Origin of the sequence: Thiemannella venezuelensis, assembly GCF_014203605.1 — a bacterium.
GTDB lineage: Bacteria > Actinomycetota > Actinomycetes > Streptosporangiales > Streptosporangiaceae > Planomonospora_A > Planomonospora_A venezuelensis.
The window spans coordinates 233,398-254,338 of the sequence record NZ_JACHJJ010000009.1 but is presented as its reverse complement, the minus strand read 5'-3'; the positions used below and the strand labels follow the sequence as shown (position 1 = coordinate 254,338).

Annotated in this window: 21 protein-coding genes and 1 pseudogene; 10 read left to right on the top strand and 12 right to left on the bottom strand. The window is 72.4% G+C overall.

What is annotated here, in order from left to right; all coding sequences use genetic code 11:
- From FHS22_RS38085 to FHS22_RS16285, 3 genes and pseudogenes are all read right to left on the bottom strand, one after another.
- Nucleotides 1-101, bottom strand: a pseudogene (locus tag FHS22_RS38085) (succinate--CoA ligase subunit alpha); the annotation flags it as partial.
- A complete protein-coding gene (gene sucC, locus FHS22_RS16290) occupies nucleotides 101-1,282 on the bottom strand; it encodes an ADP-forming succinate--CoA ligase subunit beta (protein WP_184942516.1) in 1,182 nt (393 codons plus the stop codon). The gene sucC and the pseudogene FHS22_RS38085, both read right to left, overlap by 1 nt.
- A gap of 175 nt (nucleotides 1,283-1,457) precedes the next feature.
- The gene (locus FHS22_RS16285) at nucleotides 1,458-1,865 is read right to left on the bottom strand and encodes a coenzyme B12-dependent isobutyryl CoA mutase small subunit (protein ID WP_184942552.1); all 408 of its coding nucleotides are present in this window, start codon (nucleotides 1,863-1,865) and stop codon (nucleotides 1,458-1,460) included.
- Between the two features lie 421 nt (nucleotides 1,866-2,286).
- Here FHS22_RS16285 and FHS22_RS16280 point away from each other — a divergent pair, with 421 nt between their 5' ends.
- From FHS22_RS16280 to FHS22_RS16260, 5 genes are all read left to right on the top strand, one after another.
- The gene (locus FHS22_RS16280; protein ID WP_184942514.1) at nucleotides 2,287-3,141 is read left to right on the top strand and encodes a hypothetical protein; all 855 of its coding nucleotides are present in this window, start codon (nucleotides 2,287-2,289) and stop codon (nucleotides 3,139-3,141) included.
- Between the two features lie 252 nt (nucleotides 3,142-3,393).
- Complete coding sequence (locus FHS22_RS16275; protein ID WP_184942512.1) at nucleotides 3,394-4,263, top strand: hypothetical protein; 870 nt, start codon at nucleotides 3,394-3,396, stop codon at nucleotides 4,261-4,263.
- Between the two features lie 286 nt (nucleotides 4,264-4,549).
- Entirely contained in the window at nucleotides 4,550-5,371 is an 822-nt protein-coding gene (locus tag FHS22_RS16270; RefSeq protein WP_184942510.1) for a hypothetical protein, read from the top strand.
- Nucleotides 5,372-5,482: 111 nt separating this feature from the next.
- The gene (locus FHS22_RS16265) at nucleotides 5,483-6,403 is read left to right on the top strand and encodes a hypothetical protein (protein ID WP_184942509.1); all 921 of its coding nucleotides are present in this window, start codon (nucleotides 5,483-5,485) and stop codon (nucleotides 6,401-6,403) included.
- Between the two features lie 118 nt (nucleotides 6,404-6,521).
- Complete coding sequence (locus FHS22_RS16260; protein ID WP_184942508.1) at nucleotides 6,522-7,478, top strand: oxidoreductase; 957 nt, start codon at nucleotides 6,522-6,524, stop codon at nucleotides 7,476-7,478.
- A gap of 42 nt (nucleotides 7,479-7,520) precedes the next feature.
- On the opposite strand, the gene pcrA is transcribed toward FHS22_RS16260, so the two are convergent.
- Nucleotides 7,521-9,767, bottom strand: a complete 2,247-nt coding sequence (pcrA, locus tag FHS22_RS16255; RefSeq protein WP_377296525.1) for a DNA helicase PcrA — start codon at nucleotides 9,765-9,767, stop codon at nucleotides 7,521-7,523.
- A 123-nt stretch (nucleotides 9,768-9,890) separates the two neighbouring features.
- On the opposite strand from pcrA, the gene FHS22_RS16250 reads away from it, so the two are divergent.
- Both FHS22_RS16250 and FHS22_RS16245 read left to right on the top strand, forming a co-directional pair.
- On the top strand, nucleotides 9,891-10,610 hold the full coding sequence (locus FHS22_RS16250) for a PIG-L deacetylase family protein (RefSeq protein WP_184942507.1): 720 nt from the start codon (nucleotides 9,891-9,893) through the stop codon (nucleotides 10,608-10,610).
- Between the two features lie 51 nt (nucleotides 10,611-10,661).
- A complete protein-coding gene (locus tag FHS22_RS16245; RefSeq protein ID WP_184942505.1) occupies nucleotides 10,662-11,411 on the top strand; it encodes an ABC transporter permease in 750 nt (249 codons plus the stop codon).
- Between the two features lie 126 nt (nucleotides 11,412-11,537).
- On the opposite strand, the gene FHS22_RS16240 is transcribed toward FHS22_RS16245, so the two are convergent.
- The 6 genes from FHS22_RS16240 to FHS22_RS16215 form a co-directional block, all read right to left on the bottom strand.
- A complete protein-coding gene (locus FHS22_RS16240) occupies nucleotides 11,538-11,996 on the bottom strand; it encodes a hypothetical protein (protein ID WP_184942504.1) in 459 nt (152 codons plus the stop codon).
- Nucleotides 11,997-12,310: 314 nt separating this feature from the next.
- The gene (locus FHS22_RS16235) at nucleotides 12,311-13,066 is read right to left on the bottom strand and encodes a CPBP family intramembrane glutamic endopeptidase (RefSeq protein ID WP_184942502.1); all 756 of its coding nucleotides are present in this window, start codon (nucleotides 13,064-13,066) and stop codon (nucleotides 12,311-12,313) included.
- Nucleotides 13,067-13,073: 7 nt separating this feature from the next.
- A complete protein-coding gene (locus FHS22_RS16230) occupies nucleotides 13,074-13,337 on the bottom strand; it encodes a WhiB family transcriptional regulator (protein WP_184942500.1) in 264 nt (87 codons plus the stop codon).
- Between the two features lie 204 nt (nucleotides 13,338-13,541).
- The gene (locus FHS22_RS16225) at nucleotides 13,542-15,008 is read right to left on the bottom strand and encodes a glutamate-cysteine ligase family protein (protein WP_184942498.1); all 1,467 of its coding nucleotides are present in this window, start codon (nucleotides 15,006-15,008) and stop codon (nucleotides 13,542-13,544) included.
- 40 nt (nucleotides 15,009-15,048) lie between these two features.
- Entirely contained in the window at nucleotides 15,049-15,687 is a 639-nt protein-coding gene (locus tag FHS22_RS16220) for a response regulator (RefSeq protein ID WP_184942548.1), read from the bottom strand.
- A 130-nt stretch (nucleotides 15,688-15,817) separates the two neighbouring features.
- Nucleotides 15,818-17,062 (bottom strand): ATP-binding protein, encoded by a 1,245-nt coding sequence (locus tag FHS22_RS16215; RefSeq protein ID WP_184942496.1) that lies wholly within the window; start codon nucleotides 17,060-17,062, stop codon nucleotides 15,818-15,820.
- A gap of 142 nt (nucleotides 17,063-17,204) precedes the next feature.
- Between FHS22_RS16215 and FHS22_RS16210 the strand changes: the two genes are divergently transcribed.
- The 3 genes from FHS22_RS16210 to FHS22_RS16200 are packed head-to-tail and all read left to right on the top strand — an operon-like array spanning nucleotide 17,205 to nucleotide 19,769.
- Nucleotides 17,205-18,950, top strand: coding sequence for a PspC domain-containing protein (locus tag FHS22_RS16210; RefSeq protein ID WP_184942495.1), 1,746 nt, complete (start codon nucleotides 17,205-17,207; stop codon nucleotides 18,948-18,950).
- Complete coding sequence (locus FHS22_RS16205) at nucleotides 18,940-19,158, top strand: hypothetical protein (RefSeq protein ID WP_184942555.1); 219 nt, start codon at nucleotides 18,940-18,942, stop codon at nucleotides 19,156-19,158. Before FHS22_RS16210 ends, FHS22_RS16205 begins: the two co-directional genes overlap by 11 nt.
- 35 nt (nucleotides 19,159-19,193) lie before the next feature.
- Nucleotides 19,194-19,769 (top strand): CGNR zinc finger domain-containing protein, encoded by a 576-nt coding sequence (locus FHS22_RS16200; RefSeq protein WP_184942493.1) that lies wholly within the window; start codon nucleotides 19,194-19,196, stop codon nucleotides 19,767-19,769.
- Between the two features lie 92 nt (nucleotides 19,770-19,861).
- Here FHS22_RS16200 and FHS22_RS16195 read toward each other — a convergent pair whose 3' ends face one another.
- Together FHS22_RS16195 and FHS22_RS39265 are read right to left on the bottom strand one after the other, a co-directional pair.
- Complete coding sequence (locus FHS22_RS16195; protein ID WP_338047769.1) at nucleotides 19,862-20,605, bottom strand: substrate-binding domain-containing protein; 744 nt, start codon at nucleotides 20,603-20,605, stop codon at nucleotides 19,862-19,864.
- Nucleotides 20,524-20,886, bottom strand: a complete 363-nt coding sequence (locus FHS22_RS39265; protein ID WP_338047768.1) for a LysR family transcriptional regulator — start codon at nucleotides 20,884-20,886, stop codon at nucleotides 20,524-20,526. Before FHS22_RS39265 ends, FHS22_RS16195 begins: the two co-directional genes overlap by 82 nt.
- Nucleotides 20,887-20,941 lie beyond the last annotated feature (55 nt).

Below are 20,941 nucleotides of genomic sequence, written 5' to 3'. Positions count from 1 at the left end.
TTCGCGCCGGAGGCCAGCATGCGGCGGGTGTGCTTGGTGCCCTCCCCGCCGGTCATGCCCTGCACAATGATCTTGCTGTTCTCGGTCAGCCAGATAGCCATTACACACCTACCGCAGCGAGCTCGGCGGCGCGCTTGGCCGCATCGTCCATCGTGTCGACCAGCTCGACGCCGGGGAGCTTGGCGTCGGCCAGGATCTGCCGCCCGAGCTGGGCGTTGTTGCCGTCCAGCCGGACGACGAGCGGACGGGTGATCGCCTCGCCGCGGCTCTCCAGGAGCTGGAAGGCCGAGACGATGCCGTTGGCCACCGCGTCGCAGGCGGTGATGCCGCCGAAGACGTTGACGAAGATCGACTTCACCGAGGGGTCGGACAGGATGATCTCCAGGCCGGCCGCCATGACCTCGGCCGAGGCGCCGCCGCCGATGTCGAGGAAGTTGGCGGGCTTGGGCTGCCCGGGGAAGGCCTCGCCCGCGTAGGCGACGACGTCGAGGGTGGACATGACCAGGCCCGCGCCGTTGCCGATGATGCCGACGTTGCCGTCGAGCTTGACGTAGTTGAGGTCCTTGGCCTTGGCGGCGGCCTCCAGCGGGTCCTCGGCCGCCTTGTCCGCGTAGGCCTCGTGCTCGGGCTGGCGGAAGGAGGCGTTGTCGTCGAGGGTGACCTTGCCGTCGAGGGCCTTCACCTGGCCGTCGGCGGACAGGATCATCGGGTTGACCTCGACCAGGGAGGCGTCCTCGTCGACGAAGGCGGCCCAGAGCTTCTCGATGAGCTCGGCGGCGCCGTCCAGCGACCGCTCCGGCAGGCCGCCGGCCTCGGCGATCTCACGGGCTTTGGCGCGGTCGACGCCGGTGAGCGGCGAGACGGGGACCTTGGCGACCTTCTCCGGGGTGCTGTGCGCGACCTCTTCGATGTCCATGCCGCCCGCGGCGGAGCAGATCGCGAGGAACGTACGGTTCGCACGGTCGAGCAGGAAGGAGAAGTAGTACTCCTCCGCGATCGCGCTGGCCTCCTCGATCAGGACCTTGTGGACCGTGTGGCCCTTGATGTCCATGCCGAGGATGTCGGTGGCCTTGCGCTCGGCGTCGGCGGCGTCGTCGGCGACCTTCACGCCACCCGCCTTGCCACGGCCACCGGTCTTGACCTGGGCCTTGACGACGACACGGCCGGTCAGCTCCTCGGCTGCCGCCCGTGCCTCCTCCACGGTGTGCGCGACGACGCCGCGCGGCACCGGGATGCCGTACTCCGCGAAGAGCTCCTTCGCCTGATGTTCGAACAGGTCCACGAGGGTCCGTCCTTGCTTGTCCGGCTGGTGTACAGATGTCGGCGGACCGGCTCCACGATCTCCGCGGGAGCCCGGATTTTTGCGCCAATGAAGCCTAGCCTCCCGGACGAGCGAAGGGGGTCACCGGGGGCCAGGTCGCACAGGCGGGAACGGGTTTCGCGCGAGCGGGGAAGATCTACACCCGCGCGGGAACGGCGCTCCGCACCCACTCGACGATCTCCTGCGTGGTCGCCCCCGGTGTGAACACGCGGGCGACGCCCATCGCCTCCAGCTCCGGCATGTCGGCCTCCGGGATGATCCCGCCGCCGAACACCGTGATGTCGTCCGCGTCGTTCTCCTTCAGCAGCTCGATCACCTTGGCGAAGAGCGTCATGTGCGCCCCCGACAGGATCGAGAGGCCGATCGCGGCGGCGTCCTCCTGGATGGCGGTGCGCACGATCTGCTCGGGGGTCTGGTGCAGGCCGGTGTAGACGACCTCCATCCCGGCGTCCCGCAGCGCCCTCGCCACGATCTTCACACCCCGGTCGTGCCCGTCCAGCCCGGGCTTGGCGATGACGACGCGGATTCTCGACACGGCATCCATCATTCTCCTAGCGAGGGGACTGCTGGGGTCGCCAGCAGGGGAATCGCTTCCCTGTCACAGTTCTTCTGTTCGAAACGGTCAGGGTTCGGCCGTGGTCCACCTCGCTCCGAAGGAGACGAGGACCACTCCTTCCACGGAGCGGAGACATCACCTGCGGACCTCCTCGGCCACGGCCACTGCAAAGCGGCGGTTCCCGCAGCGTAGCCGCCTTCGGCCGGTTCCAGGCCACCGGTCACCGGGAAATCCCCCACAAGGAAGATCCGGTGGCCGGACGTCCCCATCCGCCTCCCGGCCCGCTCGCCCGGCCGTACCGGCTCACGCACGCGCAAAGCGGGGCTCGGACTTGTTGGCCCGCGGCGTAGTCCCGCGGGCCGGGGTGGCCTAGGTTGGCTGATCTTGACCCCTGGTGAGGGAGAACCCCATGAGACGGTGGGCCACTCTGGTCGCGGCGGCGGCGCTGGTCGGTTCGGTGCTGCCGGTGGGGGCGGCGCAGGCGGCGCAGGCGCCGCCGTCCCCCGTGACGAAGCTGAGGCAGCAGTTCGCCGAGCACAAGGGGCTGCGCATCTCCGACCTCGGCCGGGTCTTCAAGGACGGCAAGGCGGTCGTCACCATCTGGCGCAAGGGCCGGGTGGAGTTCGACGCCTCCGGGGTGTACGCCACCGACACCACCGGGCGCACCGAGGCGGGGCGCGGGGCGGTCAAGGAGTTCGAGAACCTGACCGGGCTGAACGCCGGCTCGACCCGGGTGATCTGCTTCCCGAACGAGGCGTACCTGTCCGGCCCCGGCTACGAGACGTGGCTGCCCGAGGGCAAGCACTGGCTCGGCCTGATCGGCCCGGAGAACATCAAGCAGACCGAGACGTTCCCGCAGATCGTGAACGTCTTCGAGCCCGCCACCCTCGGCACGCTGCTCTCCCACGCCTCGGTGAAGCGCAGGCTCGGCTCGGGGACCTACCTGCAGGGCGCCGTCACGCTGCGCACCCTCTACAAGGTCTCCCCCTCGTTCCGCGACCGGCTGGCCGGGCCGCCCAAGGGCCGGAGCGCGAAGATCCCGGTCGGCTTCCGCCTCTGGCTGGACCGCTCGAACCTGGTCAGGCGCCTGACCACCACCTGGCGGCAGCCCGCAGGCAAGACCCCCACCACCACGGTCGCCGACACCCGTTACACCGCCTGGGGCTCCGACGTCACCCTCACGCCGCCTCCGCCGGAGGACACCGCCGACGCCGGCCGGGTCGGCGGCGACTTCTCCCCGCCCGCGACGCTGCCGATCGGCTGACCCGCCTGCCGTACGCCCACCGCCCGGTGACCACGGAGGTCACTGGGCGGCTTTGTCATGGAGGGACTCCCGTGTCCGGCTCTCCCATGGCCGTCGGCGGGTTCCCCCAGGCCGCAGAGAACAGTTGTGCACAGGATGTCCACAACTAATTCGCGATTTACGACCTTTCACGAGACTTTATTGTGATCTTGGAAGATGAGAATACGCGGGCCCTCCCGCACGGGGTACATGAAACGACTCGGGAGAATCCGCATGAAGCGACTCATCCTCGGCCTGGCCTGCGTCTCAGCCGCAGCCCTGGCCGTCCCTGCCCTCACCTCCGCGGCCCACGCCCAGGCCGCTGATCCCCTCACCGCGCTGAAGAGCCAGTTCGGCACCGGCCGGGGCGTGAGCTTCTCCGAAACGACCAAGGCGGCCTTGGACGGCGAGCGCCGGGTCACGGCCAGCCGGACAGGCGTCCTGCAGTTCGGCCGCTCCGGGATCACCGCCTACGACCACACCGCGAAGACGCGGATCAAGCGGAGCGACGTCGAGGCACTCACCGAGGACTCGGAGAGCGTGCTCGCCAAGATGCTGCGCGGGCTCTCCAGGCCCGAGCGGGTCGTCCGGGTGAACAACGCCTACTACCTCTCCGGTGGCGCCTTCGGCGAGTTCCTGCCCGCGGACAAGACCTGGCTCCGCTTCCCCGAGGCCACCAACGGCGTCACCGGCTCGATGAGCCAGCTGGTGAACGTCGCCGAGCCCACGACGCTCAAGGCGCTGCTCGCACGCGCCACCAAGCAGGCGGGCGGCTACACCGGCAAGACGACCTTCGGCGAGCTGTACAAGGTCTCGCCCTGGTTCCGGGCGTCGGTGATGGACAGGCCGTCCGCCAAGGAGGCGAAGACCGTGGTGACCTGGAAGCTGTCCCTCGGTTCCGACCAACTCGCCACCCGGCTGACGACCTCCTACACGGAGAGGTCCGGAAGCGACAAGATGGTCGTCACCGTCGAGACCCGCTACACCGGCTGGGGCTCGAAGGTCACGGTGAAGGCACCTGCCGCCGGGGAGACCGCCACCATCGACGAGCTCGAAGGGCTCGACGAGGAGACCGCCACCGAACTGCCGACCCAGATCAACTGAGCGCCCACCGCCACCGCTGCGGCCGGAAAACCGTGACGGTGGTGGCGGACGACGGTGGGGGCGGACGACGGTGGTGGACACTGCACCACCGCCGTCCGGTCCCGGCGGGGAACCTCGCCGGGACCGCCCGTACACCACCGATGACCGTGATCACCTCGTGAAATGACGTGCCTCCCCATTGATTCCCGGCAAATCCCTGTTTCCGATATTCAGTCGTGATCTTCGATCACGAGAATTCCCGGGCCCCTCTCACACGGGGTGGAGGGCGTCACTCGGGAGGATCCCCATGAAGCGACTCATCGCCGGTCTGACCTGCGCCGTGTCCGCCACCGCGGTCCTGGCGGCCCCCGCGTCCGCCTCGGCGGCGCACGTCCAGGCCCCCGACCCGCTCGCCGCCCTGAAGGGGCAGCTCGCCACCGGCCGGGGCGTCGCCTTCAGCGACGTCACGAAGACCACGAGCGGCGGCAAGAGCCGGGTCTTCTCCCGCCTCAAGGGCTCGCTGGGGTTCAGCCGTTCCGGAATCGCCTCCGCCGACATGACCGGGCGGCTGCACGTACCCGAGAAGGACAAGGAGGTGTTGCCGGGCCTCGGGAAGCTGGACAGGCCCGAGCGGGTCATCTGGGTCAAGAACATCTCCTACGTCTCCGGGGGACTTTTCGGCGAAGTCCTGCCCGAGGGCAAGAAATGGCTCCGGACGCCCGGCATGGCGTTCGGCATCGTCGGGGTGTCCAGCCATTCGGTCAACGCCGCCGAACCGGCGACGCTCAAGGCGCTCCTCGCCCGTGCCACGGTCAAGCACCCGTCCGCCTACTCCGGGAAGATCACCTTCAGCGAGCTGTACAAGGTCTCCCCCTGGTTCCGGGCCTCCTTCGGAGGGAAGCCGACCGCGAAGGAGGCCAAGACCGTGATCACCTGGAAGCTGGCCCTGGGCGCCGGGCGGCTCCCGGCCCGGCTGACCGCCGCCTACCGGGGGACCGAGGGCACCACGAAGGGCTCGACCGTCACGATGGACACCCGCTACACCGGGTGGGGTTCCAAGGTCACGGTGAAGGCGCCCCCGGCCGACCAGGTCGCCCGTCCCGACGAGCTGGAGAACGGCGGCGAGTAGCGCCGGGCGTTTTCCCGTGAACCATCAGGAATTGAGGAAGAATCTCCTCACTTCTCCGCGACGGCGCGGAGATCGCAGACCTTCCATGGGAGGACCCCCTCGATGAGGCGGATGATCGCCACTCTGACCGGTGCCGCCGCGGCGGCGCTGGCCGTTCCCGCGCTGGTGGCCCCGGCGAACGCCGCTCCGGCGAGCACCGCCCCGGCGGGCGCGCAGGCCGCACCGGCGGATCCGGTGTCCGCGCTGAGAAAGCAGTTCAGACCGGGCCGCGGCGTGAAGCTCACCGAGCAGGCCAAGCTCATCGGCGAGGGCAGGACCCAGCGGGTCATCTTCGGCCGGCGCGGCGGCGTGCTGGAGTTCGGCCGCAAGGGGGTGACCGCCTCCGACCTGACCAGCACCTTCAGCCTGCCCGGCGCGAACAAGGAGCTCGTCGAGGAGTTCAAGGACATGTTCGCCCCCTCCCGCACGATCACGGTGAAGGGCGTCTCCTACACCTCCAGCGCGTTCTACGCCGGCGCCATGCCCGAGGGCAAGAAGTGGCTGCGCACCCCGGCCCAGCCGGTCTCCCCCGGCAATCCCGCCCAGCAGCTGGTCAACCCCCTCGAACCCGCCACCCTGAAGGCGGCCCTGGCGCACACGACGTCCAGACGCCCCGGCGGGACCTGGGACGGCGCCCGGACGGTCGTGCACTCCGGCACGATCACCCTGGGCGAGCTCTACCGGGTCTCCCCCACCGTCCGCGGGCTGCTGGGGGCCGAGCCCTCGGCCAAGTCCGCGCCCCTGCGGGTGAGCTGGCAGCTCTACATCGGCCCCGACCAGCTCGTACGGCGCGCCGTCTCGTCCTGGACCCAGTCCATGCGCGGCCTGACCAGTGTGGACCTCACCTACCTCAACGACAGCCGCTACACCGGCTGGGGCGTGAAGTCCGCCATCAAGGCCCCGCCCGCCGCCCAGGTGGCCGAGTTCGAGGAACTGGACCTGGAGGGGAAGGCGGAGGACCCCTTCACCCGCATCATCGAGACCGCGGGCTGATCGATCCACGGGGCCCCGCACGGCGGGAGGAAGGGCCCGCGGGACCGGAGCATGGTCCCCGGGCCCTTCCGGCCGCCGGACACATGACACCAAGCGCCACGAAGAACATCATGTGTCCATGAACACGACGAACCCGGCCCAGGGCGCGAAACGGTGGACCGCCGACCTCATCCCGGACCAGACCGGCAGGACGTTCATCGTGACCGGGGCCAACAGCGGCCTCGGCTACGCGACGACGCGCGAGCTGGCCCGGCGCGGCGCGCACGTGGTGATGGCGGTGCGCGACGAGGCGAAGGGCCGCAGGGCGCTGGAGGAGATCCAGGCGGGCGCCGGCCGCCCCGTCAGCCTCGAACTGCGCCGGGTGGACCTCGCCGACCTCGACTCCGTCAGGAGGTTCGCCGAAGGACTCCTCGCCGACGGGACGGACGTCGACGTGCTGGTCAACAACGCCGGGATCATGATGCCGCCCCGGTCGCTGAGCCCCCAGGGGCACGAGAGCCAGTTCGCCGCCAACCACCTCGGCCATTTCGCGCTCACCGGCCTGCTGCTCGACGTGATCGCCGCGGGCCGGGACCCCCGGGTGGTCACGGTCAGCTCGACCCTGCACAGGCAGGGCAGGATCCGCTACGACGACCTGACCGGGGCGCGTTCCTACTCGCCGATCTCCTTCTACGCGCAGTCGAAGTTCGCCAACGTGCTCTTCGGGCTGGAGCTGGACCGCAGGCTGAAGGCCGCCGGCTCACCGGTGCGCAGCCTGCTGGCGCACCCCGGCTACTCCGACACCAATCTGCAGACCACCGGCCCGACCGGGCTGATGAGGTCGATCATGCGCATCGGCAACCGGTTCTACGCCCAGCACGCCGACGTCGGCGCGCTCAGCCAGCTCTACGCCGCGACCGACCCCGGGGCCCGCGGCGGCGAGTTCATCGGCCCGGACGGCTGGGCCGAGAACCGGGGCCACCCGACGGTCGTGCGGCCGGTCAGGCCGGCGACCGACCCCGCCGACGCGCGCCGGCTGTGGGGGCTCTCCGAGGAGCTGACCGGCGTCCGGTACGGCCTGCCGCCGGCCTCCTGACGGAGGCCGGACTCCCCTCCCCGGGACCGGAGGCTGCCGGGGTCAGAGCTTCTCCAGCGGGGCGTAGGCCAGCACCAGGGTCTTCTCCCCGCCGCTGCCGAAGTCGACCTTCGCCTTGTCGCCGTCGCACGAGACGACCGTGCCCAGGCCGTACTGGTCGTGGGTGACCCGGTCGCCGGGCTTCAGGCTGGGGATCTGGCGGCCCCCCTTCCTGCCCGCGGGAGCCGTACGGGAGGGCTCGCGGCGGGTGGCGGCGGTCCAGGCGTTCTTCTTCGGGTCGCTGCGCCAGTCGACCAGGTCGGAGGGGATCTCGGCGACGAAGCGGGAGGCGGGGTTGAACGACGGCGAGCCCCACGAGCTGCGCACCGCCGCCCGGGAGACGTACAGGCGGCGCTCGGCGCGGGTGATGCCCACGTAGGCCAGGCGGCGCTCCTCCTCCAGCTCCTTCGGCTCGCCCATGGAGCGCATGTGCGGGAAGACGCCGTCCTCCATGCCGGTGAGGAAGACCACCGGGAACTCCAGCCCCTTGGCCGTGTGCAGGGTCATCAGCGTGACGACGCCCTGCCCGCCGTCGCCCACCGGGATCTGGTCGGCGTCGGCCACCAGCGAGACCTGCTCCAGGAACTCCACGAGCGTGCCCTCGGGGTTGGCCTCCTCGAACTCGGAGGCCACCGAGACCATCTCGTCCAGGTTCTCCAGGCGGCTCTCGTCCTGCGGGTCCCCGGAGCCCGCCAGCTCGGCCCGGTAGCCGGTGCTGACCAGCACCTCCTGGGCCAGCTCCGACGGGGACATGCTCTCGGCCTTGAGCGTCAGCTCGTCCAGGAGCGCGACGAACTCCTTGATCGCGTTGACCGATCGGGTGGCCATGCCCGGCGCCTCGCCGGCCCGGCGCAGCCCCTCGGCGAACGGGACGCGCTCCCGGGCCGCGAACGCCTCCACCATCGCCTCGGCCCGGTCGCCGATGCCCCGCTTGGGCACGTTGAGGATGCGGCGCAGCGAGACCACGTCGTTGGGGTTGGCCAGCACCCGCAGGTAGGCCAGCAGGTCGCGGACCTCCTTGCGCTCGTAGAAGCGCACCCCGCCCACGACCTTGTACGGCAGGCCGGTGCGGATGAAGGTCTCCTCGAACACCCGCGACGCCGCGTTGGTCCGGTAGAACACCGCCACCTGGCCGGGGACCACGCCCTCGTCGTCGGCGAGCTTGTCGACCTCCTGGGCGACGAACATGGCCTCGTCGTGCTCGTCGTCGGCGACGTAGCCCACGATCTTCGGCCCGGCGCCCTGGTCCGACCAGAGGTTCTTGGGCTTGCGGCTCTCGTTGCGGGAGATCACCGCGTTGGCGGCCGACAGGATGGTCTGGGTCGAGCGGTAGTTCTGCTCCAGCAGGATCGTCCGCGCGTCCGGGTAGTCGCGCTCGAACTCCAGGATGTTGCGGATCGTCGCACCGCGGAAGGCGTAGATCGACTGGTCGGCGTCACCCACCACGCACAGCTCCGCCGGGGCGATCCCGGACGAGCCCTCCCGGACCAGGTCGCCGTCGGCGGTGCGCAGCTCGGGGGTGCCGACGAGCTCCCGGATCAGGGTGTACTGGGCGTGGTTGGTGTCCTGGTACTCGTCGACCATGACGTGCCGCCAGCGGCGGCGGTAGTGCTCGGCCACGTCGGGGAAGATCTGCAGCAGCGTGACCGTGAGCATGATGAGGTCGTCGAAGTCCATCGCGCCGGCCTCGGTCAGCCGCCGCTGGTAGTTCTTGTAGGCCTCGGCGAGCGTGCGCTCCATGTGCGTGGACGCCCGGTCGGCGGCCGTCTCGTAGTCGACCAGCTCGTTCTTGAAGTTGCTGACCTGCGCGGAGAAGGAGCGGGGCGGGTAGCGCTTGGGGTCGAGGTCCATCTCCCGGCAGACCATGGCCATCAGGCGCTGGGAGTCGGCCTGGTCGTAGATGGAGAAGCCCGACGGGAAGCCCAGCCGCGCGGCCTCGCGGCGCAGGATCCGCACGCACGCGCTGTGGAACGTCATCACCCACATCGCCGCCGAGCGCGGCCCGATGAGCTTGTCGACCCGCTCCTTCATCTCCTTGGCGGCCTTGTTGGTGAAGGTGATCGCCAGGATCTCCTGCGGCCGCACGTCCCGCTCGGCCAGCAGGTAGGCGATGCGGTGGGTCAGCACCCTCGTCTTGCCCGACCCCGCTCCCGCCACGATGAGCAGGGGGCTGCCGTGGTGCACGACGGCCTCGCGCTGCTGGGGGTTGAGCCCGTCGAGCAACGGGTGGGTCAGGGAATCGGCTGGGATCGACACGCCCCCTAGGTTAGGGCGGGTCACCGACAACCGGGTCCAGGCGCGGGAAGGAATGCGGACGGACTTTCCGGCGGTTGCACCCGGTGATCAGGTGTGGAAAGACCGGAAGGGCCTCGCATGCTGTCCGAGAACGAGATCAACCGGGTGCTCGTGGTGACCGCGCACCCGGACGACGCCGAATTCGCCGCCGCGGGGACCGTCGCCCGCCTCACCGACCGGGGCGCCGAGGTGGTCTACTGCGTCGTCACCGACGGCGACGCCGGCGGCTTCGACCGCGCGCTGGACGGCGGCGGGATGGCCGAGCTCCGCCGCGCCGAGCAGACGGCCGCGGCCAAGGTCGTGGGCGTGCACGACCTGCGCTTCCTCGGCTACCGGGACGGGAGCGTGGAGCCGGGCCTGGGCCTGCGGCGCGACATCGCCCGGGTCGTCCGCCAGGTCCGCCCCGACCTGGTGATCACCCACACCCCCGAGCGCAACTACACCTTCATCGCGCCCAGCCACCCCGACCACCGCGCGGTCGGCGGCGCGGCCCTCGACGCCGTCTACCCCGACGCCCGCAACCCCTACGCCTTCCCCGAACTGCTGGCGGACGAGGGCCTGGAGGCGTGGGCGGTCCCCGAGGTCTGGCTGAACGGAGACGAGAGCCCGAACCACCACGTGGACGTCACCGGCACCTTCGACCGCAAGCTCGCCGCGCTGCGCGCCCACGTGAGCCAGACGAGCCACATCGAGGGGTTCGAGGACTTCATCCGGGAGCGCTTCGCCTTCCTGGCGAAGAACGGCGGCCTCGGCGAGGGCCGCTACGCCGAGGCCTTCAGGCGGGTCCCCACCGTCTGACGCGTGCGGCCTCCGCGCGGCACCCCGGGGCGTAGGACATGCTCTTGTCCCGTGAGCACCATCGCCGTCTCTCCCGTCACCGCCGCCGTCGTCGTCCTCCTCGCCCTCGCGGGGGCCGCCGTCTCCCTGCTCGGCCGCCTCGGGCACGCCCGCGCCGTCCTCACCGCCTGCCTGCGCGCCGCCGTCCAGCTCGGCGCGGTCTCGCTGATCATCGTCTGGGCCGTCGAGCGGGCATTCGCGGCGGCGGCGTTCGTGCTGGTCATGTACGGCGTGGCGAGTCTGACCGCGGGCCGAAGGATCGCCTCGGGCCGGGCCGCCTGGTGGGCCGCCGTCCCCGTCGGCGCGGGCACGTGGCCGATCTTCCTGGTCCTGGCTGGGACCGGGACCGTCCCCCCGCAGGGCATCACCCTGATCCCGGTCGCCGGCATCCTGCTCGGCGGCTGCCTGACGGCCACGGCGCTCGCGGGACGGCGGGCACTGGACGAGCTGGCCCAGCGGCGCGGCGAGGTCGAGGCCGCGCTCGCGCTGGGCTTCTCCGGCCGGGACGCGGCCCTGGAGATCTGCCGCCCGGCGGCGGCCCAGGCGCTGGTGCCCGCACTGGACCAGACGCGGACCGTGGGCCTGGTCACCCTGCCGGGGGCGTTCGTGGGCATGCTCCTGGGCGGCGCCGACCCGGTCCACGCGGGCGTGGTGCAGCTCGTCGTGCTGGTCGCGCTGCTGGCGGCCGAGGCGATCGCCGTCCTCCTCACGGTCGAACTGGTCGCCCGCGGCCACCTGAAGCAGGCCGCCCGCCCCTCGTGACGTCGGGCCCTCCGGCCGGAGGGCCCCGCCTTCCGGCCGCCCGGCGCCGCACGCGCGGATCGTGCGGTGCCGCGCCGGGCGGCCGCGAAGGACCTCAGGCGCCCTCGGGCGCCGTCGCGGGCCGGCTCAGCAGGAGCCCGCCTTCTGGCTGGTGACGTACGCGTCGGCGTGGTCTTCGACCTTGACGTACCGGTTGCCCTGCCCGACCTGGTTGAAGGTGAGCGTCCACTCCTTGAACGGGATGACGAACTTGATCTTGTAGCACCAGCCGGCGTCGACCTGGACGACGTCCCAGTCCTCGGTGAGAGGGGTCTTGTCGTAGGCGGCGACGGTCCTGCTCGCCCCGCCGACGCATCCGGTGCTGGAGCTGCCGGTGGTGCCCGTGCTGCACGTCCAGTCCTTCCTGGCCGTGATCGCGATGTTGGTCCGGTTGTGGATCCTGGACAGGGGCGCCGCCGAGGTGCCGGCGGCGTCGGTGACGGCGGTGCCGGTGGCGGCGGCGGCCGCATTCATCGGCACCGGCGAGAGCACGCCGAAGGCCAGGGTCATCACGGTTCCGGTGATGACGGTCGAGCGAGAGCGCATGGTCTTCCTTCCACGGGGGACGGCACCCCGATCATGGCCGCACAGGACTTGACCTGCGGAGATCGGGGACCGGTAAGATCGCGTGCCCGAACTTACAACAGTTGACCTTGCTGACTCAATAGTGTTGAGGCGCCCCGAACGGGTCAGGGGCGCAGATGTGCTCACCGACCTGGGCATTCCAGCGGAGACCGGATACCGGCGAAATGCGCCGCGCAACCGGTGAAGACTCCGGGAGCCCCTGACGGACCGGCCTCCGCCGCGGTCCGGTCTCCCGCCGCGCACCGGCGTCGTCTCGCAGGAGAGGCGGCCGCCCCTCAGGCGGGGGGCTCCGCCGGGGCGAGGCGGGCGAACAGGTAGCCGAGGGAGTTGGTGGCGGTGTGCAGGAGGGCGGGGGCGGCCAGGCCGCCGTGACGGCGCAGCACGCAGAAGAGCACCCCGGCCAGCCCGGTGGAGAGCACCGACCCGGCCACCACCCGGGCCGTCTCCGCCGGGGACGGCCCGGCCGGCGGGCCGTCCTCCGGGGCCTCCCCCGCGGCGAGGGCGCTCAGCGCGGGGTTGGCGGCGGCCATGTCGATCGCCGGCAGGACGTGCCAGAGGCCGAACAGGGCCGAGGAGACGACGGTGGCCGCGGCCTCCCCGTGCGAGCGGGCGAGCAGGCCGTACAGCGCGCCGCGGAAACCGGCCTCCTCCAGCAGGACCGTGCCGACCGGCACCTGGAGCAGCGCCTCCTCCAGCACGCGGGCGCGCGAGAGGGAGAGCGCCCGCTCGTCGCGGAAGAACCGGCGGGTGGCGGGGATCGCGATGCCCGCGCCGTAGGCCGCGGCGACCGCCGCGGCGAGCGCCCCGCCGATGCGCAGACCGCGCGGGCCGTCCCGCAATCCCAGCTCCGACCAGGAGAGACCGTCCCCGCGGGCCAGCGCGACCAGGGCGCCGGTGGCCGCGGCCGAGGTCAGCGGGGCCAGGCGGGGCGCGAGGCGGTTGTTGATCACGTTGGCCGCCGCCAGCACGGCCACCGCGCCGGCGAGCGTCGCCGGCGCCGTACGCGGGCGGGCCGGTCCGTTTCCCTTCATAGGACGATCATCCCGCGGCCCGCTGCCGCCACCCCGCCGGGAAGCGCAGGCCGCGGCGCTCCTTCACCGTGAGCCCGCCCCAGATCCCCTCCGGCTCCGCCGCCCGTACGGCATAGGCCCGGCAGTCGTCCAGCACGGGGCAGCCGGCGCAGACCGCCTTGGCCCGCGACTCCTGCTCGACCGACGGCGCCGGCGGGAAGAACAGCTCGGGGTCGCTGCCACGGCAGGCTCCCCGTACGGCCCAGCCGATCTCACGGACCGTCCTCCGCATGAGACATCACCCCCTGATGGATCACCGGCCCTCAGACTAGGCGGGCCGCAACGCCGCGGCATCAGCCTTCCGGCGGATTCCCGAATCACCCAGCGGCGTACCCCCAGTTCGCGACAGGTGACGGCAGCGCGGCCACCGGACCCGGTGGCAGCACCGCGAGCACCGGGCCCGGGCGCCGCGGGGAGGCGTCCGCGCCGCCCGGGTTCAGGGCGCCGGCCAGGTGTGGACGGGCTCGTTGCCGTGCATGTGCTCCATGTAGAGCAGGGTCATGCGGCGCAGCGCCTCGTGCCGGTCGAGGTTCCCCAGCGCCTCCACCGCCTCGGTCTGCCAGCGTGCCCCGGTCATCCCGGTCACGCACCGCCGCTCGATGATGCCGAGCAGCCGGTCCCTGGGGCCGGGATCGACCCCCCACAGGTCCAGCCCCTCGTAGGCGAGCGGGAGCAGGTGGCGCAGGACCAGCTCGGCGGCGGGCACCTCGCCCAGCCCCGGCCAGTAGAGGCGGGCCTCCATCCCGCGGCGGGCGGCGGTGGTCAGGTTCTCCCCGGCCGTCCCGAAGGTCATGCGCGTCCACACCGGGCGCTCGGCGTGCGGCAGCACGCGCATGAGCCCGTAGTAGAAGGCGGCGTTGGCCGCGATGTCGGCGACCGTCGGGCCCGCGGGGAGCACCCGGTTCTCCACCCGCAGGTGCGGGACGCCCTCCACGGTCGCGTAGACCGGCCGGTTCCACCGGTAGACGGTCCCGTTGTGCAGGGTGAGCTCGTCCAGTCCCGGGGTCGCCCCGCGGGCGAGTTCCTCGGCCGGGTCTGCCTCCTCGCACAGCGGCAGCAGTGCGGAGAAGTACCGTACGTTCTCCTCGAACAGGTCGAAGACCGAGGTGATCCACTGCTCGCCGAACCACACCCTCGGCCGCACGCCCTGGGCCTTCAGCTCGGCGGTGCGGGTGTCGACGGCCTGCTGGAACAGCGGGATCCTGGTCTCCTGCCAGAGCCGCCGGCCGAACACGAACGGCGAGTTGGCCGCCACCGCCACCTGCACGCCCGCGACGGCCTGCGCCGCGTTCCAGTGCGCGGCGAACTCCTCGGGACCGACCTGGAGGTGGAGCTGGGTGCTGGTGCAGGAGGCGGGGGCGATGCTGTCGGCGTAGGTGTCGAGGACCTCGTCCCCCTCGATGAGCAGGTGCAGGTCCTCGCCCAGGGCCGCGAAGATCTGCTCGTTGAGCAGCCGGTAGCGGGGGTTGGCCGAGAGCGTGCCCTCGTTGAGGTCCTCCTCCCGCAGCGTGGGCAGGACGCCGATCAGCAGGGTGCGCCCGCCGACCGTGCGCGCCCGCTCCTCCGCGTGGTTGAGCCGGTCCCTGACCCCGTTCTCCAGCCGCACGGCGCCGTCCCCCGCGAGGGACTCGGGCATGACGTTGATCTCGACGTTGAACTGCCCCAGTTCGGTGGCCCAGTCGGGCTCGGCGATGGCCGCCAGCACCTCGGCGTTGCGCATCGCAGGCCCGCCGCGCTCGTCCACGAGGTTGAGCTCGATCTCCAGCCCGGCCTTGGGCTGGTCGAAGTCGAACCGGGAGTCGCACAGCATCTGGGCGAGGACGTCCAGACACCTGCGGATCTTGTCCCGGTACCGTCGCCGGTCCTCCCGGCTGAACACCATGGCGGGAACGTCGCGACCCATATCTCGCAGAGTCGCACAGAAGGCGCAAGCCGTACAGAACCTAGACCAGACGGCGGGCGGTGGCCCAGCGGGAGAGCTCGTGGCGGTTGGAGAGCTGGAGCTTGCGCAGCACGGACGAGACGTGCGTCTCGACCGTCTTGACCGAGATGAACAGCTCCTTGGCGATCTCCTTGTAGGCGTAGCCCCGGGCGATCAGGCGCAGCACCTCGCGCTCGCGCTGGGTCAGCGAGTCGAGCTCGGGGTCGATCGGCGGGGCCTCGGTGGAGGCGAAGGCGTCCAGCACGAACCCGGCCAGCCTCGGGGAGAAGACCGCGTCGCCCTCGGCCACCCGGCGGATCGCGTCGGTGAGCTCCCGGCCGCTGATCGTCTTGGTGACGTAGCCCCGGGCGCCGCCGCGGATCACGCCGATGACGTCCTCGGCCGCGTCGGAGACCGACAGGGCGAGGAAACGCACCTGCGAGCCGGCCCCCAGGACCCGGCGGAGCACCTCCTGCCCGCCGCCGCCGGGCATGTGCACGTCGAGCAGGACGACGTCGGGCTGGAGCTCGGCGATCGTCCGCACCGCGGACTCCACGTCCTCGGCCTCGCCGATCACCTCGATGGAGTCGCCCAGCTCGGCGCGGACCCCCGAGCGGAACAGCCGGTGGTCGTCGACGATCAGAACCCTGATGTTGCCCATGCGCTTCCTCACCGATCCTCGTTCGTTCCCCCGGCGGCCCCGCCGCCCCGCCGACCGTCCTGCGGCCCGCGCACCCGTCCGGCACCCCGCCCGTACGGCCCGCACGCGCGGCACCGCGCCGGGTCCCGGATCACGAGCTCTCCAGCTTCATGGTCAACATCACTTCCGTACCCTCGCCGAGCTCGGTCCGCACCCGGGCGCTGCCGCCGTTCCGCTCCATCCTGCCGATGATCGACTGGCGGATGCCCATCCGGTCCTCGGGCACCTCGCTCATGTCGAAGCCGACACCCCGGTCCCGGACGAAGACGGTGACCTCGCCCGGCTCCACCTCCGCGTAGACGGAGACGACCGGCGACTCGGAGTACTTCGCGGCGTTGACCATGGCCTGACGCGCGGCCTGCATCATGGCGGACAGTTCGGGCGTCAGCGGGCAGTCTCCCACGCAGACCACCTCGATGGGCACCCCGTGGGCGTCCTCCTCCTCGGCCGCGGCCCGCCGCACGGCCGCGGCGACCGAGGCGTCGGCGTCCTGCTTCGGCTGGTAGAGCCAGTTGCGGAGCTCGCGCTCCTGGGAGCGGGCGAGCCGCATCACCTCGCGGGAGTCGTGCGCGTTGCGCTGGATCAGCGTCAGCGTGTGCAGCACGGAGTCGTGCACGTGCGCGGCGAACTCGGCCCGCTCCTCCTGCCGGATGCGCTCGCGCCGCTCGCGCTGCAGCTCCTTCCACAGGCCCGCCAGCCAGGGGGCGGCGATGAGCGCGACGCCGCCCACGACCACGAGCGTGAACACGATGCCGGGGCGGGCCTGGTCCAGCTCGTCGTTGGCGGCGAGGAACCCGATCGCGCCGACGACCACGAGCACCAGGCCGGCGAACGTGCGGACCCTGCTCTTGCGCGCCTGCCCGACGGTGGAGTCCATCCAGCGCTGCCGCCGGTCCGGGTCGGCCTGCTGCCAGAGGATCAGCGAGCCGATCCCGCCGATCGCGATCGGCCACGCCCCGATCCCGCCCGTCGAGGCGCCGGTGAGCCAGCGCAGGGCGAGCAGCGCCAGGCCGATCGCGCCGTAGGCGGCGACCTGGCTCCAGTCCCGCCCGGGATCCCGGCCCTCGTACGGCGCGCGCGGGGTGAACATCCACAGCGCCGCGTAGACCACGGCGCCGATCCCGTCCAGCACGGTGAGCAGCACGAAGGCCAGCCGCAGCACGACCGGGTCGAGCCGGAGCTGGGCCGCGACGCCCTGGGCGACCCCCGCCACCAGCCGTCCCTCCACCAGCCGCAGGAGGCGGGGGAAGCCCGCCTCGCCGACGGCCGCGGGCGCCGCGTCGTGAGGTGTCGTGTCCGCGGCGGCGGGTCCGCGCGACGTCTGTCGATCAGTCATAGCCATGTCATCGTCACACGGCGGCGGGACCGGGCGCATCGGGACTTCCCCTGGCCCGTCCCTGAGAAGGCGCCCCCTCCTCCGGGACGGCTCAGGGGTGTCCCCGATGCGCCGGGGCCGCGGCAGGGGCCACGATGGGACCATGAACGACACCGGGAACGCCCAGGACCCGGCGAGCCCCCTGCCCGACTCGCCGCCCGCCACCGCCGCCGGTGAGCCGCGCAGGCTCCGCCGCAGCGACGAGGGCCGCATGCTGACCGGGGTCTGCGCCGGCCTGGGCCGTCACACCGGGATCGACCCGGTGCTGTTCCGGGTCGGCTTCGCGATGCTGGTGCTCGCCTCGGGTGTCGGCGTCATGCTCTACATCGCGGCGTTCCTGCTGATGCGGGAGACGAACGGCGCCCCGGGCCACATCGAGCAGTGGACCCGGCGCGACTTCGACGGCGAGACCGTCATGGCCCTGCTGACCGGCGTCTTCGGCTTCGGCCTGGCCATCAACGTGAGCTCCGGCGGCATCGGGGCCGCCAGCATCGTGGTGGGCACCACGTTCGCCGTCGCCCTGCTCGCCGCGCACGCGCGCGGCGTCGACATCCTGGCGCTGGCCCGGACGCTGCCCGAGCGGCTCCGGAGCGGGCGCCGCGCCGGCCCGAAGGCCGCTCCCGGGCCGGAGCACCGGCCCGGCGCGTTCGCCCCGCCCGCCTCGCCGCCCGTCCCCTCCGGCGTCCCCTCGGCCGTCGCGGACCCGTATGCCGGGACCCGTCCTCCGGCCGAGCCGTACCCGCCGGTGCCCGTCTCCGCCGAGCCGTACCCTCCGGCCGGCACCCCTGCCACCGCACCCACGGCCGCACCCGCAGCCGCAGCCGCCACCGCACCCACGGCCGAGCCCGCACCCGCAGCCGCGGCCGGGCCCGTCCAGGATCCCGCCGAGCGGACCCGCATCGTCGAGGAGGCGATCGCCGCGGCGCACGCCCGGATGGCCGCGACCCGCGCCCGCCTGACCGGCGAGACGGCCTCCGGGACGGACGCGCCCCCGTCCGAGGGCACCTCGCGCGAGGGGGCCGCCCCGTGGGGGCCTGGTCCGTCCCGGCCGCCCTACGCCCCCCACGGGACGCCGGGCCCCTACGCCAGGACGGCGCCCTCGTTCGACTCCTCCGGCGAGCCCTTCGCCCCCTACGGCCCCTACCGGCCGCTGGACCCGCGCAGGGGTCCGGTCTCGCAGTCTCCCTACGACCTCGCCGCATACGGCGCGCGGGCGCAGCCGGCGCCCCGGCCGAGGGCGCCCCGGTCGTTCGTCGGGTCGATCACGATACTCATGGCCCTGATCGTTGGAGGGATCATCATGGCGGTCCAGTCCGCTTCGGGATCGGTGAACATGACGGTCGTCGGGAGTGCGGCGCTCATCACCATCGGCGGCGGGCTCCTGGTCGCCGCCTGGTTCGGCCGGGGAGCCGCCCTGGTGGCCGCCGGCACCGTCGTCGCGCTCGCCCTGGTCACGGGGTCCGCCCTGAGTGACATGCCCAAGCGGTTCGGCAGCTACGACTGGGTCCCAGCCTCGCTCTCCGAGCTCTCCGGGAACTACGCGGTGGGGGTCGGCGAGGGCACCCTGGACCTGAGCGACCTGACGTTCGCACCGGGTTCGCGGACCGTCGTCGAGGCGTCCGTCTCGGTCGGCGAGATCACCGTGATCCTGCCGCCGACCGTCCGGGCCGAGGTCACCGGGCACGCGAAGTTCGGTGATGTCCAGATCGACCATTCGGTGCAGGGAGGTGCCGACATCCGGTACGAGAAGGTCCTGGAGCCCGAGGTGACCCCGGAGGGCGAGGTCGCGACCGTCGTGCTGACCGTCAAGGCCGGCGTCGGGGACGTGGAGGTGCGCCGTGCGGCCTGACCCGCGGCACGAGAGCAGCCCGGCGGTGCGGAGCCGCTGGCACCGCACGGACTGGATGGCCCTGCTCAGCGGCGCGCTCTTCGTCACCGCCGGGATCCTGTTCATCACCGTTCCGGAGCTGGGCCCGGCCATCATGCTCCCGATCGTCCTGGGCGGCCTGGCCTTCGCCGGCTTCGTCGCCATCATCGCCCGCTCCATCCGCCGCTAACCCGTTCTCACGGCTGTAGGCGTTAGAATCGGGGGATGCTAGCCCTGGAGTTCGTCAGCACCGTCCGCGCCACCCGGAGCGGGCCGGTGGACGCGCTCGCGGACGTCGCGGGGATGACCGCGTGGGCCCGGGAGAACGCCGGCGGGCTGGCTCTCGGCGACGGCTTCACCGCCACCGAGGAGCTGCGGCGCGAGGTGGTCGAGCTGCGGCAGGCCGTACGGGCGCTGTTCGCCCGGGCGGTGGCGCCCGGCCCGGCGAGCGCCGCCGACGCTCACCGCCTGCCCGGGTTCGCCGGCTCCCTCGACCTGGTCAACGCCGCGGCGCTGGCCGTGCCCACGGCCTCCCGGCTGGAGTGGCCCGACGGCGGCCCGCCCGCGGCGAGGAGCGTCCCGGCGGGCGGCGCGGACGAGTCCGCCCGGATCCGCGCCGTGCTCGCCTCCTCGGCGATCGCCCTGCTGGCCGGGGCGGAGCGCGAGCTGCTCCGGGCCTGCCCGGCCCCGCGCTGCGTGCTCTATTTCGTGAAGGAGCACGCCCGCCAGGAGTGGTGCTCGACCGGATGCGGCAACCGCGCCCGCGCCGCCCGCCACTACCGCCAGCACAAGGCCCGCTGACCCGCCCGTCCCGCAGCCCGCGGCCTCGCAGCAGACCTCGTGATCTCGGGAGCCTCGGCTCTCGTGGCCCCGTGACCGCAGCTCCCGCCGCCTCACGTTCTGCGGTCGGGGGACTCCCGTCCCCAGCGGAGCAGGTGGTCGTGGACGGCGGCGACGGCCCGCCGGGTCATCGCACCCTCCCGGACGGCGAGGAACAGCGTGTTGATCGGCGGCAGCTCCGGCTCGGCGAGCGGGACGAGCGTCCCCGCGGCCAGCTCCTCCTCGCACAGGTAACGCGGGAGCACCGACATCCCCGCGCCCGCCGCGACGGCGCCGAGCACCCCGCGCAGGTCGGGCATGACGAGTGCGGCCGACATGACGGGCCGGGCCCCGAACACGGTCCGCCAGTACCGCCGGATGACCGGGAGGTCCTCGGCGTAGGCAAGCACCGGGATCCCGGTCAGCCGGGCCGGATCCGGGAGCCACGGGGCGACCGTCCCGGCGCCCGCTCCCCCGCCCGGCGCCGTGTCCGGTCCCGGGCCCGGCGGCTCGTCCACCGGCTCTCCCACCGGACCGCCGGACGAGTCGCCGGGCGGGCGGATCCCGGCGCGCTCCGCCCGTTCCGGTGCCGCCACCAGGACGAACTCCTCATCCAGCAGGGGCGTCGCGTGCACGCCGCGCCGCCGGGGCCGTACCGAGGAGACGACGAGGTCGAGGGTGCCGGCGGCGAGCCTGTCGAGCAGGTCGTCGGCGAGGCCGAGTTCGACGCGGAGCTTCAGGCCCCGGGCGAGCAGCGGGACGAGCGCGCGCACGACGCGGGTGGAGAGCAGCTCGGCGGGACCGCCCAGGTGCACCACGCCTCCGGTCCCGGCCCGGCGCCGACCGCCTCCTCCAACGCGTCGAGCGGCGCCGCGAGCCTCCGGGCCAGCTCGTCGGCGGCGGGCGTGGGGGCGACCCCGCGCGGGAGCCGGTCGAACAGCCTGCGCTCCAACGCCGTTTCCAGCGCTCTCACCTGCGCGCTCACCGCGGGCTGGGAGAGTCCGAGAGTGTGCGCGGCGGCCGTGACGGAGCCCGTCCTGTGCACGGCGAGGAAGGTGCGGAACAGGTCCAGCGAGATGGCCATTCCTGATTTTCCCATCAGTTTCCTGATATCTGCCGACAGGCTCGGTTATTTGTTTCGATGGCATGCCACA

Bases quoted from the DNA above. Each gene is read 5' to 3' on its own strand.
- FHS22_RS16285 (WP_184942552.1), bottom strand. From the start codon at position 1,865: ATGGATGCCGTGTCGAGAATCCGCGTCGTCATCGCCAAGCCCGGGCTG.
- FHS22_RS16280 (WP_184942514.1), top strand. From the start codon at position 2,287: ATGAGACGGTGGGCCACTCTGGTCGCGGCGGCGGCGCTGGTCGGTTCG.
- FHS22_RS16275 (WP_184942512.1), top strand. From the start codon at position 3,394: ATGAAGCGACTCATCCTCGGCCTGGCCTGCGTCTCAGCCGCAGCCCTG.
- FHS22_RS16270 (WP_184942510.1), top strand. From the start codon at position 4,550: ATGAAGCGACTCATCGCCGGTCTGACCTGCGCCGTGTCCGCCACCGCG.
- FHS22_RS16265 (WP_184942509.1), top strand. From the start codon at position 5,483: ATGATCGCCACTCTGACCGGTGCCGCCGCGGCGGCGCTGGCCGTTCCC.
- FHS22_RS16260 (WP_184942508.1), top strand. From the start codon at position 6,522: ATGAACACGACGAACCCGGCCCAGGGCGCGAAACGGTGGACCGCCGAC.
- FHS22_RS16250 (WP_184942507.1), top strand. From the start codon at position 9,891: ATGCTGTCCGAGAACGAGATCAACCGGGTGCTCGTGGTGACCGCGCAC.
- FHS22_RS16240 (WP_184942504.1), bottom strand. From the start codon at position 11,996: ATGCGCTCTCGCTCGACCGTCATCACCGGAACCGTGATGACCCTGGCC.
- FHS22_RS16235 (WP_184942502.1), bottom strand. From the start codon at position 13,066: ATGAAGGGAAACGGACCGGCCCGCCCGCGTACGGCGCCGGCGACGCTC.
- FHS22_RS16230 (WP_184942500.1), bottom strand. From the start codon at position 13,337: ATGCGGAGGACGGTCCGTGAGATCGGCTGGGCCGTACGGGGAGCCTGC.
- FHS22_RS16225 (WP_184942498.1), bottom strand. From the start codon at position 15,008: ATGGGTCGCGACGTTCCCGCCATGGTGTTCAGCCGGGAGGACCGGCGA.
- FHS22_RS16220 (WP_184942548.1), bottom strand. From the start codon at position 15,687: ATGGGCAACATCAGGGTTCTGATCGTCGACGACCACCGGCTGTTCCGC.
- FHS22_RS16215 (WP_184942496.1), bottom strand. From the start codon at position 17,062: ATGACTGATCGACAGACGTCGCGCGGACCCGCCGCCGCGGACACGACA.
- FHS22_RS16210 (WP_184942495.1), top strand. From the start codon at position 17,205: ATGAACGACACCGGGAACGCCCAGGACCCGGCGAGCCCCCTGCCCGAC.
- FHS22_RS16200 (WP_184942493.1), top strand. From the start codon at position 19,194: ATGCTAGCCCTGGAGTTCGTCAGCACCGTCCGCGCCACCCGGAGCGGG.
- FHS22_RS39265 (WP_338047768.1), bottom strand. From the start codon at position 20,886: ATGGGAAAATCAGGAATGGCCATCTCGCTGGACCTGTTCCGCACCTTC.